The 12288-nt window shown below is 45.2% G+C and carries 11 protein-coding genes and 1 pseudogene; 9 read left to right on the forward strand and 3 right to left on the reverse strand.

Annotated elements, in window-relative coordinates; genetic code table 11:
• The first annotated feature begins 64 nt into the window (after positions 1 to 64).
• The 9 genes from KCV26_13150 (at position 65) to KCV26_13190 (ending at position 7641) form a co-directional block, all read left to right on the forward strand.
• On the forward strand, positions 65 to 844 hold the full coding sequence (locus tag KCV26_13150; protein WZX36240.1) for an SDR family oxidoreductase: 780 nt from the start codon (positions 65 to 67) through the stop codon (positions 842 to 844).
• A gap of 53 nt (positions 845 to 897) precedes the next feature.
• Positions 898 to 1668 carry a tRNA threonylcarbamoyladenosine dehydratase gene (locus KCV26_13155; GenBank protein WZX36241.1) on the forward strand — a complete coding sequence of 257 codons (771 nt, stop codon included), beginning with the start codon at positions 898 to 900 and terminating at the stop codon, positions 1666 to 1668.
• Between the two features lie 169 nt (positions 1669 to 1837).
• Positions 1838 to 3142, forward strand: coding sequence for a hypothetical protein (locus KCV26_13160; protein WZX36242.1), 1305 nt, complete (start codon positions 1838 to 1840; stop codon positions 3140 to 3142).
• 31 nt (positions 3143 to 3173) lie between these two features.
• Positions 3174 to 3629 (forward strand): hypothetical protein, encoded by a 456-nt coding sequence (locus KCV26_13165; protein WZX36243.1) that lies wholly within the window; start codon positions 3174 to 3176, stop codon positions 3627 to 3629.
• Positions 3630 to 3636: 7 nt separating this feature from the next.
• On the forward strand, positions 3637 to 4326 hold the full coding sequence (gene mtgA / locus KCV26_13170; protein WZX36244.1) for a monofunctional biosynthetic peptidoglycan transglycosylase: 690 nt from the start codon (positions 3637 to 3639) through the stop codon (positions 4324 to 4326).
• 151 nt (positions 4327 to 4477) lie between these two features.
• Entirely contained in the window at positions 4478 to 4816 is a 339-nt protein-coding gene (locus KCV26_13175; GenBank protein ID WZX36245.1) for a nitrous oxide-stimulated promoter family protein, read from the forward strand.
• On the forward strand, positions 4817 to 5695 hold the full coding sequence (locus KCV26_13180; protein WZX36246.1) for a LuxR family transcriptional regulator: 879 nt from the start codon (positions 4817 to 4819) through the stop codon (positions 5693 to 5695).
• Between the two features lie 17 nt (positions 5696 to 5712).
• The gene (locus KCV26_13185; protein ID WZX36247.1) at positions 5713 to 6876 is read left to right on the forward strand and encodes an MFS transporter; all 1164 of its coding nucleotides are present in this window, start codon (positions 5713 to 5715) and stop codon (positions 6874 to 6876) included.
• 18 nt (positions 6877 to 6894) lie between these two features.
• Positions 6895 to 7641 (forward strand): creatininase family protein, encoded by a 747-nt coding sequence (locus KCV26_13190; protein WZX36248.1) that lies wholly within the window; start codon positions 6895 to 6897, stop codon positions 7639 to 7641.
• Positions 7642 to 7662: 21 nt separating this feature from the next.
• Here KCV26_13190 and acnA read toward each other — a convergent pair whose 3' ends face one another.
• From acnA to KCV26_13205, 3 genes and pseudogenes are all read right to left on the reverse strand, one after another.
• A complete protein-coding gene (gene acnA, locus KCV26_13195; protein WZX36249.1) occupies positions 7663 to 10437 on the reverse strand; it encodes an aconitate hydratase AcnA in 2775 nt (924 codons plus the stop codon).
• 65 nt (positions 10438 to 10502) lie between these two features.
• A complete protein-coding gene (locus tag KCV26_13200) occupies positions 10503 to 11234 on the reverse strand; it encodes an alpha/beta hydrolase (GenBank protein WZX38392.1) in 732 nt (243 codons plus the stop codon).
• A 54-nt stretch (positions 11235 to 11288) separates the two neighbouring features.
• Positions 11289 to 12032, reverse strand: a pseudogene (locus KCV26_13205) (lipolytic protein G-D-S-L family).
• Between the last annotated feature and the right edge of the window lie 256 nt (positions 12033 to 12288).

Consider the following 12288-nt stretch of genomic DNA (forward strand, 5'->3'; position numbering starts at 1 on the left):
TTGGTTCATTTTCTTCGACCGCGCTACGGAAAAAAAGTTTAATTTTGTTCCAAAATCAAAAAAAATGAACCATACTGCATTAATTACGGGTGCGTCGAGGGGGCTTGGTGCTGAGTTTGCCCGGCTGTTCGCTTCAAAGGGCACAAACCTGATTCTCGTTGCCCGAAGCGAAAAAGAATTGAATGATTTGAAAGATGAATTGGAAAATACATTTAACATATCGGTACGGATAATTGCAAAAGACCTGACAAAGCCGGAAAACGTACGATTTGTATACGATGAAATAAAGGACACTGGAATCGAGGTAGATTACTTGGTGAACAACGCAGGGTTTGGCGATTTTGGCCATTTCTCCGATACGGAATGGGAGAGGCATGAGCAGATGATCGATTTGAATATGAAAACATTATCTTATTTTTGTTATCTTTTTGTTCAGGATTGGATCCCGCGTAAATCGGGAAAGATATTGAATATAGCATCCACAGCTGCCTTTCAACCGGGCCCGGGGATGTCGGTTTATTTTGCGTCCAAAGCATACGTGGCAAGCTTCTCACAAGCCATTGCTTACGAATTCCAAAAATACGGCATTACCGTCACTGCACTGTGCCCTGGACCCGTCAGAACCAATTTTGGGATAGCTGCCCGGATGCAGCACCCAAACGGATTTCTGAAAGACATGAAAACGCCTTTGCCGGGGGAAGTGGTAGCGTTTGGTTATCGTGCCATGATGAAAGGAAAAACACTGGTTATTCAAGGAGGATTGAATAAATTCGTAGCCAACCTGGTCAGGTTTATTCCGCGCAAATGGCTGATAACCCTTTCCGCAAAAGTGATTTCCTGGTAAAGAAAAGTACTCGATTGTTAGAAACTGTTTTGAATTTTTTCATGTCCTGTTTTATGATAAACGAAAAAGAGATATTTCAGCGAACTGAGCTCCTTATGGGAAGCCGTTATTTGGATCTCGCAGAGCGAAAGAGGGTTATTATATTTGGTGTGGGAGGAGTCGGGAGCTGGTGCGCAGAAATGCTGATAAGAAGCGGGATTACCCATCTTACGCTGGTGGATTCAGACAAGGTTGCCGTAACCAATATCAACCGGCAGCTGATGGCTACGGTGAAAACTATCGGACAAGTGAAGGTGGAGGTGTTAAAGGAACGACTGCTCGAAATAAATCCCAATGCCGAAATTGTTTCTATGCAAGTAGTGTATAGTCCGGAGACCGCCGGTTCCTTTAAGCTCGAATCGTATGATTTCATTATTGATGCTATCGACAGCCTTTCCAATAAAGTTCATCTTATACGTTTAGCCTCGCAAATGCCTGGAGTTTTCTTTTCATCGATGGGTGCGGCGTTGAAGATTGACCCTTCCTACATCAGGGTAGATGAGTTTTGGAAAGTGAAAGGTTGTCCCCTGGCTGCCGCACTCCGGACAAGAATAAAGAAACTTGGCGGGCTGGAAAAAAAATTCCTTTGTGTCTACAGCAATGAAGCGCGTGAAAACAAAGGAGAAAAATCGTTTCTAGAGGAGAGTAATGCTCCTGTTTCTCAATGGGATACAAAAAAAGCACGAATTAACGGTACAATGTCTTACCTGCCGGCAATTTTCGGAATGACACTGGCTTCACTTGTGGTAAAGGATATAGACATTCATTCGGGAGGTGAATCCTGAAAGTTAACCTTTTTAACCTCCATGTGTTTTTTAACAGATAAGTCTTCTACGATAAAATAAGTCTTCGGAGTTTTTGAAGTAGACTTACAGATTAAAAGAAAAGATTTTGAGCAATTTTCTTTAAAAGGAAATGTTTTTTGTATCTTTCGCCTCAAGATGTTGGAGAGGAATGAAAGGTATTGTTTGCGCAGTATTGATTTCTTTTTTTATCCCTGTGGCCGGTGCACAAACCCCGATGATAAACAGGGACAGTATTCCGCATTATTTTGATCAGGTAAAACAGGCAACACGCGAAAATGTTAAAATATGGGATAAGGACATCTACGGCCCTATTATGCTCATAGAGGAAGGTACCCGTGTAATCTATGCCAATGAGCCGGACAAAGACAATGTATTGGTGGCAAGGAGGGGTTATTACACGGGAGTCCTGCCCAAAGAAATCAGTTTTCAGAACACTTCGCTCGATTGGAACGGAAAAACATGGGCAACAGTCGTTTTGCCGCTTTCACCCAATAAATACCAGCGACTCGATCTTATTACGCACGAACTGTTCCACAGTGCACAACTTTCGCTTGGCTTCGATATACGGGGATCAGATAATTATCACCTGGATGAGAAAGACGGCAGGGTATTTCTTCGGCTCGAACTTGAAGCCTTAAAAAAAGCACTGAGGGCCAGGAGGCTTTCGCTGGCAGAAGAACATTTGCGAAATGCATTGATATTCAGGAAGTATCGTCATCTGGTATACAGCGGATCGCAACTATCGGAGAACAAACTGGAATTGCTTGAAGGCCTTGCAACCTACACCGGACAAATGATGAGCGGACGCGATAAATGGCAGTTGCGCGAATACCTCATAGCGAGACTGGAAGATTATCCCAACACTCCTTCGTTTGTCAGGTCTTTTGCTTATGAAACTGTGGCGGTGTATGGCTTTTTTCTTTATCAGAAAAACAACAACTGGAACAAGGGTATTAGCGGAGAAACCGATCTTACAGAATTTTTCGAAGAGGCTTTTGAGTTAGATATGCGAATAGTTTTACCTTCATACGTAAGGCAATTATCGGAAGATTATCGCGGCAAGGAAATTCGTGATGAAGAGACTTTACGTAGCGAAAAACACACATTAACACTGAATGAGTTGCGGGATAAGTTTCTGGAAAAGCCGCGACTTGAAATTAAACTGGAGGATATGAACATGTCGTTCGACCCGGTTAACCCGATTCCCCTGGATGTTGACGAAGGGACGGTTTATCCCACCATCCGCATAAGCGACAACTGGGGAATCTTGACGGTGACCGGCGGAGGTGCGCTGTTGTCGCCCGGACTAGTATGGGTGGTTGTTTCTGAACCGGTGGAGATCGGCGAAGATGAAATTACCGGCGAAGGGTGGCGCATTGAGCTGAACAAAGGATATTACCTTGAAAAAAACAATCAGGGGAATTATTTGATGACGAAGAAAAAAAACGAGTGATTTTTCTTATCTTTGTGCTTTGAAACGGATTATGGAACTTGAGCTTAACGGACACAACAAACAGGAATACCCTCCCATGCACACTACGGAACATATTCTTAACCAGACAATGGTAAGGATGTTCGGTTGTGCCCGCTCGAAAAATACACACATAGAACGGAAGAAAAGCAAAGCCGATTATTTTTTGTCTCAATCGCCCACCCCTGAACAAGTACAGGCCATTGAGGCGGGCGTAAACGAGATTATCGGCCGTCATCTGCCCGTTTCAGAAGAATTTCTACCGGTCTCAGCGGCAGCAGAGATAGTGGATTTATCAAAACTTCCCGATAATGTATCAGAAACATTGCGTATTGTCAGGGTAGGTGACTATGATGTTTGCGCCTGCATCGGTTCACATGTTGGAAACACATCGGAAATCGGGCGTTTTGAAATTATTAGCCACGATTTTAGCGATGGAAGGTGGCGGGTAAGGTTCAAATTGTGGTAGAGAAGTCATGAAAAAAATACCTCGTATCTTCGGTAAAATAGTGCTTTTTTTCTTTCTCTGGAGCGTAGTATCCGTGATAGGGTACAGGTTTGTCCCTGTCTATTTTACTCCACTGATGGGAATAAGAATGACGGAACAGATCGCAGAGGGGAGAAAGCCTGAGGTTAAGCACAAATGGGTTTCGTACACACGTATTTCGAATAATATGAAACGCGCTGTTGTCGCCTCGGAAGACCAGCGTTTCTTTAATCACAACGGCTTCGACAAGGTGGAAATTAAAAAAGCCCTCAAAGAGAATAAAACCCGTAAACGTCCCCGGGGAGCAAGCACCATCAGTCAGCAAACGGCTAAAAACGTGTTTCTCTGGCCCCGGTCGTCGTGGCTGAGAAAAGGATTGGAAGCCTATTTCACAGTTTTAATTGAATTTTTCTGGACAAAGGAACGTATTTTGACGGTCTACCTGAACTGTATGGAGGTGGGTGACGGGATTTATGGCGTGGAAGCGGTTGCCCATGAACATTTCAATACTACGGCGGAGAAACTTTCGGCTTCACAGTCGGCATTGGTGGCCGCAACATTGCCTAATCCGCTGAAATTTAGCTCAAAAAAACCGTCTTCATATATCAGGCAACGGCAATCGCATATCCTCCGGCAAATGCGTACAGTACAACTTCCTCCGGCTTCGGAAAAGGAGTGACTCTTCTTTTCATCAAATCATTTTGTCCCGATTTTGAGAAAAAAAATAAAAGGGTTACTTTTACGGTTCTTTATAGAAACGGACTCAGGCAATAATCAAGCTTATACCAATAACGCTGATTACAGAACGCGCCTGGCTGTTTAAACGATATATGAACGAAGGTGAAAAAAAAGTGGTGAACAAGATGATGGCCATCTATTGTAGGGCGAATCATAAACATGTGACGGGACTGTGTGAAGAATGTACCGTACTGAAAAATTATGCAATGAAACGGCTTGAAAATTGCCCTTTCGGTGAAAAAAAACCTACCTGCGGATCCTGCACTGTTCATTGCTATAAAAACGATATGCGATTGAAAATAAAAGAAGTAATGCGATTTTCAGGCCCCAGAATGCTGTTTTGGCATCCCATAGATGCTGTCCGGCATTTCTACAAAGAATACAGGCGGGATCGCTTCTCTTCGGTTGCTGAAAAATCTTTCCGGAAATAAATGGCAGACATTAAAAAAAATGCGGTCTTATCTGAATTGCTTACCGAGCACAGTGAACTTATACCTGTTGTGAACAGGTTTGGCATAAAACTGGGAGTGGGAGAGAAAACGATCGAAAAAATCTGCTTGGAAAATGACCTGAACATTGATTTCATTCTGGCCATCCTGAATGTTTACCTGGATGAAGAATATAATCCGGAAAAGGATCTCGATGCGTTTGATGTCTCACTTATCGTGGATTATCTTAAACGTACCGTCGAAAATTATATGCAGGCGTCTGTTCCGAACCTGGAAAAGCACTTCACCCCTTTTATCGCGATGAGTGGTGGCGAAAATGAAGAACTAAAACTGTTGCATAAAATATTCTATCAGTTCAAATCGGAGCTTTCTGAACATCTGCAGCAAGGCCTTGAGCAGCTCAGTGACTACCCAAATGAATTGTTGCACGATTTAAAAAACATTATCATCAGGCATATTTCGGGAAATTTTAACCAAAACCTTGCTTACGCGGTTATTTTTTCAATAACTGCCCTCGAAAAGGAGCTGCACATTCATAACCGGTTGCTGGAAAAAGTGTTGCGTCCGAAACTCAAGGAACTGGATTCCGGACATATCGAACACCTGAACCATACCTTTTCCGATGAACATAAATTGCAAGAGGAGAATAAGCAGTTGACCAACCGGGAAATAGAGGTACTGAAGCTTATAGTTCAGGGACGTTTAAACAAAGAGATTGCCGATAAGCTGAACATAAGCCTGAACACAGTCCTTTCGCACCGTAAAAATATTATTGCGAAGACCGGTATTAAAACGGTTTCCGGGCTTACGTTTTACTCTATTTCCAACGGATATGTTTCTCCCGGCGACCATGTTGTTTAGCAAAGGCAAAAAGGAATATGAATAATAAAACAATTGCATTTATAGCCAACTTTACGGGCATCTTTCTTTTCGGAATTTCCATGGTGATTATCGGTTCGATTTTGCCGTTGCTGAAGGCCCGTTTCGGAATGTCTGATATTGCTGCCGGAGGTTTATTCTCCGTTCTTCCCGTTGGTATGCTTGCCGGCTCGGTTTTGTTTGGGCCTGTTGTAGACAAGTTCGGTTACAGGTGGGTGCTTTCCGTTGCTTCGCTGTTTCTATCGCTCGGGTTTTTCGGGATAGTCCACGTGGGTTCCCTTCACTTGTTGAGGGCCGGTATTTTCTTTTTCGGATTGGGCGGTGGAGTCATTAACGGCGGTACCAGCGCATTGGTTTCCGACTTAAGCGAAGGAAAAAATAAAATCATAAACCTGAACTGGCTAGGATTGTTTTACGGTATTGGTGCATTTTCCATGCCAATGATCCTGAGCCGGATAGATGAGATACATTACACCTTGGTTATTGATGTGGTGAGTGGCATCAGCCTAGCTGTTGCCTTAATTTTTCTTCTCATCAATTATCCGTTGACCGTTCAAAAGGAAAAAATATCGTTAAAGCTCATTCCTGTTTTTGTAAAGAACAAGCTGTTTATGGCCATTTGTTTTTACCTGTTTTTTCAGTCGGCCTTCGAAGCCATAATCAACAATTGGTCGGTTTCGTTTTTTATTGATAAACTTGCCGTGCCTCAATATCAGGCATTGATAGCATTATCGGTTTCTGTCTCAGGACTGGTTTGCATGAGAATTCTTACGGGAAGCGTATTGAAAAAATGGCATCATTTTCGGTTGATTCAATTGTCGTTATTGCTGTTTTCGCTCGGGTTGATCTGTCTGGTGCTACCGGCATCCTACTTTGTGCACTTGCTGGGAATGTTTCTTATCGGTAGCGGCCTGGCCCCGGGTTTTCCGGTCATGCTGGGTTTGGTAGGTGAAATCTTCAAGGAGGTTTCCGGGACTGCTTTCAGTTTTGCGATGCTCATTGCGCTCACCGGAAATACAATTATAAATTATTCAATCGGCATACTGACCGAAAAGTTTGGAATGAATGTTTTTCCGTATGTGGTTCTTGTGGAAATTGTAATGATGATTTTTATTTTCCTGTTGATTGGAAAAGCAGATAAGAAAACGGCTATTCGTTATTGACATTTAATTTTTCAACATATGAACTCAATTGATTTAAGGTCTGCCAACTGGAAGGACGTAAAAGAAGCCAGCTACGATGCCGTGGTATTACCCTGGGGCGCTTTTGAGCCGCACAATTATCATTTACCGTACCTTACGGATTGTTACTTATCGCATCATATAGCCTTGGAGAGCGCTTTACTCGCTTATGAGAAATCCGGCGTGTTGTGTGCTGTTCTGCCGCCGGTTTATTTCGGATCACAAAACCCCGGACAATGGGACTTGCCGTTGTGCATTCACACGAACAGCGAGACGCAAAAAGCCATATTGTGCGATATAGTCGATTCCCTGCACGGGCAAGGATTAAAAAAACTGGTTATCGTAAACGGACACGGCGGCAATACATTCAAAACCTACATTCGCGATTTAGCCAAGAAATATCCCGATTTTACCGTTATCGCCGTGGACTGGTGGTCCATTGTGCCTACCGGTGCCTACTTTGAAGAGAAGATCGATGAGCACGGTGGGGAGCAGGAAACCTCGGTGCTGCTCCATTACCGTCCCGATTTGGTGAAGATGGAACAAGCCGGTAATGGCAAAACATCTCCCTTACCGATGGAGTCCATCAATCAAAAAGTTGGCTGGTTACCACGACCCTGGCAACAGGTTTCCGAAGACACAGGGATAGGTAATCCTGCAAAATCCACTGCCGAAAAAGGCAAAAGATATGCCGAAGCTGTGGTGGGGAAAATTGCCGGTTTACTGGTTGAGTTGAAAGCGTGGTAAATCTTATCCACAACATTTTTATCAACTGTTCTTCAGGTAATCCCTCAGCACGTACTGCAAGATTCCGTTGTTTCTGTAGTATTCAATTTCGATAGCGGAATCCAAACGTACTTCCACTTCGAATACGGTCACTTTTCCGTCAGGATGTACCGCTTCAACCTCCAGTAATTTATGGGGGATCAGGTTGTCGGCCAGCCCGGTGATGTTGTAGGTTTCGGTTCCGTCCAGACCGAGGGTTTCCGCATTCTCACCTGCGAGGAATACAAGCGGTGCTACCCCCATTCCTACGAGATTACTCCGGTGAATGCGTTCGAAGCTTTCGGCTATGACGGCTTTTACACCCAACAGGAAAGTTCCTTTGGCTGCCCAGTCGCGGGAAGAACCTGAACCGTATTCTTTACCCGCTAAGATGATTAAGGGCGTTTTATCCCGTTTATACGCCATCGCTGTTTCGTAAACGGTTTTTACCTCATCGGTCGGAAAATACCGGCTGAAACCACCTTCCCGGTCAACGATTCTGTTTCTGATACGCACGTTGGCAAAAGTACCTCGCATCATCACTTCGTGGTTTCCGCGCCGTGCCCCGTATGAGTTAAAATCCGCTTTCCCCACTCCGTGGGCTTTCAGGTACTGTCCTGCGGCACTCTCTTCCCGGAATGAACCTGCCGGCGAAATGTGATCGGTGGTTACCGAGTCGCCCAGGTAGAGAAGTACGCGGGCGTTTCGGATATTGATCATCGGGTCGGGGTCTACAGTGAGGTCTTTAAAAAACGGAGCTTCTTTTATATAGGTGGATTGCCTGTTCCATTCGAAATTTTCATCGAGATTTACTTTCAGCTCCTGCCAATCTTTTGAACCTTCGAAAATAACATCATACACTTCTTGAAAATCGTTTTGTTTCACACATTTGTTGATGGTTTCCACAATCTCTTCCCGACCGGGCCAAACGTCTGCCAGATAGACAGGATTTCCGTTAGGATCATAATCCAGGGGTTCCTCCATAAGGTTAATATCGACGCGTCCGGCCAATGCATAAGCTACTACCAGCATGGGCGACATCAGGAAATTCATTTTGACCTGCGGGTGGACCCGTGCCTCGAAATTTCGGTTCCCCGATAAGACTGACGCCACTACCAGATCTCCTTTCTCAACGGCTTCCGCTATTTGTGGCGGTAAAGGACCGGAGTTACCGATACAGGAGGTGCATCCATAACCTACGGTATGGAAACGCAACGCATCAAAATATTCATTTAGTCCCGCCCGTTTCAAGTACTGCGTAACCACTTTTGAGCCGGGGGCCAGCGAAGTTTTTACCCACGACTTGGTCCTTAATCCTTTTTCTACCGCATTACGGGCCAATAACCCGGCGCCAATCATCACGGCAGGATTAGAGGTGTTGGTACAGCTGGTGATGGCCGCAATAACGATGCTCCCGTCGCTGAGGATAAGTTCTTTGTTCTTGTGTTTAATGCGTACGGATTGCAGGGATTCCGCAATGATTTCGTGTGGAGCAGCGCCTTCGACAGGCGTTTTACCGAAGGTGAACTCTGTTCCCGAACCGCCGTCGGCCAACCATGCTGACTCCGAACGTTGCAGAGGGGATTGGTACTTCCGGTTGTGTTCTTTTTCAAGCAACTCGGAAAATTTGTATCCCAGCTCTTTTACCGGAATTTTGTCCTGAGGCCGTTTTGGCCCGGAGACGGTCGGCTCCAGCATGGATAGGTCGAACTCCACTACCGATGAATAAGCGATCTTCTCGTTGCCTGTTCTCCACAACAGGTTTTCCTTGCTGTATTCCTCCACAATCTTTATCTGCTCCGGTGAACGGTTGGTAACGTGCATGTATTCCAACGTCCGGTTGTCAATGGGAAAATAGGTTACCGTACATCCGAATTCGGGCGACATATTGGCAATGGTAGCCCGGTCGGTTACCGTCAGGTTGTCCAGCCCGTCACCAAAAACTTCCACGAATTTTCCCACCACACCTTTTTCACGCAGCACTTTTGTAATGGACAGTACCATATCTGTGGCCGTACAGCCCGCCGGAATGGTGCCGGCAAGTTTTAGCCCGATAACTTCGGGACAAGTGAAGAAAATAGGCTGTCCCAGCATGGCAGCTTCCGCTTCAATTCCACCTACGCCCCAGCCGACAACTCCGATCCCGTTTACCATTGGTGTGTGTGAGTCGGTTCCCACCAGGGTGTCGGGAAACAACCATCCGTCGCGTATTGTGATTCCCTGAGCCAGGTATTCCAGGTTTACCTGATGGCATATACCCATTCCAGGTGGCACAACGGTAAAGTTTTTCAATCCTTTTTGTGCCCATTTCAGCAGTTCGTAACGCTCCTTGTTCCTTTCGTATTCCAACTCCACGTTCTTGCTGTAGGAGTAATTGGTCCCGAAATAATCCACTTGAACCGAATGATCGATAACCAAATCGACCGGAATAGCCGGATTGATTTTTTGTCCGTTTTTTCCGTGACGGACGTATTCAGCTCTTAGTGAAGCCATATCCACTACAGCCGGCACGCCGGTAAAATCCTGCATCAAGATACGTGCCGGTTTAAACGGGATATCTTTGTCCACGGGATTGGGCGACCAATGGGTCAACGTCTGAATATGATCATCGGTGATGCTGAAGCCGTCGTAATTCCTCAACACGTTTTCCAGAAGAATCCGGATACTGAAGGGTAAGTGCTCAATGGCCTCCCCCGGCAGATTCTTCAATGAACTGTAACGATAGCTGTGGCCATTAACTTCAATGGTTTCGACAGCTCTTGCAGTTGAATAAGCCATAATTTTAATTGTTAAAATTAACACAAAAGTTAAACATATTTTCCGCTTACCTGTCTTTTGAAGGTCTATTCACGTAACCCCTCCAGCCACTTCGATAGTTCGGAAAGAAAAAGAGAATGATACGAATAGGATTCCCTGTATCCGAAACCGTGACCTCCGGCCGGATACAACAAAAATGTTACCGGGACGTTGTTCCGTTGCAATGCTTCAACATATCGGAATCCGTTTTGCGGAGGGACAACCTTATCGTCTGCAGCGAAGATAACAAACGCCGGAGGCGTCTCTCCGGTTACTTGTTTATCGTTAGAGTATTTGCTGGTAAGTTCTGGCGAAGGATCTTCCCCGATCAGATTTTTTCTCGATCCAGCGTGTGTAAATGTTTTATCCATGGTTATTACCGGGTAAAGCAGTATCTGATAGGCGGGACGGTCGGCGCCGCTCGTATGCGTAGCGTAAGTTGAAGCCAGGTGCCCGCCTGCCGATGAGCCCATTATACCGATATCCTCCAAATTAATGCGCCATTCCGAAGCATGCTGTTTCACCAGATCGAAAGCTGCCTTAACATCAATAAACGGAACGGAGGGATTGCCTTGCGGCATCCGGTACTTCAGTACGACAAGAGCAATGCCCCTTTCCAGGAAAAAAGGTGCCCAATCGAACCCTTCGTGAAAAACAGCCAGCCCCTGATACCCTCCGCCGGGTAAGGCAATAACTGCTCTTCCTGTAGCTTTATCGGGATCGGGCAGGTATACGCGCACAGAAGGAGCAAGCATGCCTCTTGAATCCTCCTTGTCCATTGCCGGAGTGTCTTTTACAGTTCCCAACGAGTATTCTGCCCATTCTTTGGGTTGAACCGCCTGTTTGATTGCCTTCCCCCAGAATTCACCGAGTTTTTGCGCACCTGTCTTGTTCGGATGAAGGTAAAACGTTCCTGAATTACCTTCTTCTTTGAAAAAGAGCGGTTTGTTGTCCTTGAAATGATCGAATGCGGCTGTGTCTCCCAGCATTACCTGTCCGGGGAAAATGGAGCCATAATCGGCTGCCAGTTTCTTCAACTCCGGAAAATAAGACTGCAATACCTCCAGTCCTTCCTGCAGATAAGTGGATCTGTTGTGTGTGGTGGGGCTGTACCATATGGGCCGGTTGAGCACGATCCGGCTGGAAGGATATAACCTCAGGAGCTCATCCGTGATCGCCTTCATGTTTGTATAATATTGTTCCGGCTGCATGCGAGACTTGAGGTTTCCACGCAACGCGCTGTCGTTAGTTCCTAGCATAATGGAGAAGAGAAGCGTCCCGCCTTCTTTCGATAACTCGTCGGCAGCAGCTTTCACTCTTGTGAAAAAAGTGTTGGAAGCGGGTAGAAAGTTCACTGTAGTCGAGCCACTTATACCACAATTGCGAAATTCAATTTTTCCCGGGATTCGTTGCTCAAGCCACCGTACAGCCTGCACGGGAGGCGCTTCTTCGTGCGGGTTATCCAGTATAACTCCCTGCGTGATGCTGTTACCGATAAATACGATGTTTGTCTGTTGTGCAGAGGCAACGGTTGCACAGCCGACGATAAAAATGTAAAAAGAAAAAAGATATTTCATACGATTAAAATTAAAGCGAAAACCCGAGTTAAACCATAACCTCGTCCGGACCGAGGATTCAGAATAACCGATTTTTCGTCCAAATTTACAAAACATTCGCTAACAACAATAAGCAAAAGAAAGAAAACTATTTTTTTGCTGTTAACTTCTCAAAAACAAATCCCTAAAACTCTTTTTTAACTAAGCAAAAAAGAGTAATTTTGCAAGCTTATTGATGACAAGAGATTAAGAGAATCCAGAAGCGAAAAAAATTGTT

This window comes from Petrimonas sulfuriphila, from assembly GCA_038561985.1.
Lineage (GTDB): Bacteria > Bacteroidota > Bacteroidia > Bacteroidales > Dysgonomonadaceae > Petrimonas > Petrimonas sulfuriphila.

What these genes read in the sequence shown, in the direction of transcription:
- KCV26_13150 (WZX36240.1), top strand. Translation starts at nt 65, where the DNA reads ATGAACCATACTGCATTAATTACGGGTGCGTCGAGGGGGCTTGGTGCT.
- KCV26_13155 (WZX36241.1), top strand. Translation starts at nt 898, where the DNA reads ATGATAAACGAAAAAGAGATATTTCAGCGAACTGAGCTCCTTATGGGA.
- KCV26_13160 (WZX36242.1), top strand. Translation starts at nt 1,838, where the DNA reads ATGAAAGGTATTGTTTGCGCAGTATTGATTTCTTTTTTTATCCCTGTG.
- KCV26_13165 (WZX36243.1), top strand. Translation starts at nt 3,174, where the DNA reads ATGGAACTTGAGCTTAACGGACACAACAAACAGGAATACCCTCCCATG.
- mtgA (WZX36244.1), top strand. Translation starts at nt 3,637, where the DNA reads ATGAAAAAAATACCTCGTATCTTCGGTAAAATAGTGCTTTTTTTCTTT.
- KCV26_13175 (WZX36245.1), top strand. Translation starts at nt 4,478, where the DNA reads ATGAACGAAGGTGAAAAAAAAGTGGTGAACAAGATGATGGCCATCTAT.
- KCV26_13180 (WZX36246.1), top strand. Translation starts at nt 4,817, where the DNA reads ATGGCAGACATTAAAAAAAATGCGGTCTTATCTGAATTGCTTACCGAG.
- KCV26_13185 (WZX36247.1), top strand. Translation starts at nt 5,713, where the DNA reads ATGAATAATAAAACAATTGCATTTATAGCCAACTTTACGGGCATCTTT.
- KCV26_13190 (WZX36248.1), top strand. Translation starts at nt 6,895, where the DNA reads ATGAACTCAATTGATTTAAGGTCTGCCAACTGGAAGGACGTAAAAGAA.
- acnA (WZX36249.1), bottom strand. Translation starts at nt 10,437, where the DNA reads ATGGCTTATTCAACTGCAAGAGCTGTCGAAACCATTGAAGTTAATGGC.
- KCV26_13200 (WZX38392.1), bottom strand. Translation starts at nt 11,234, where the DNA reads ATGGACAAGGAGGATTCAAGAGGCATGCTTGCTCCTTCTGTGCGCGTA.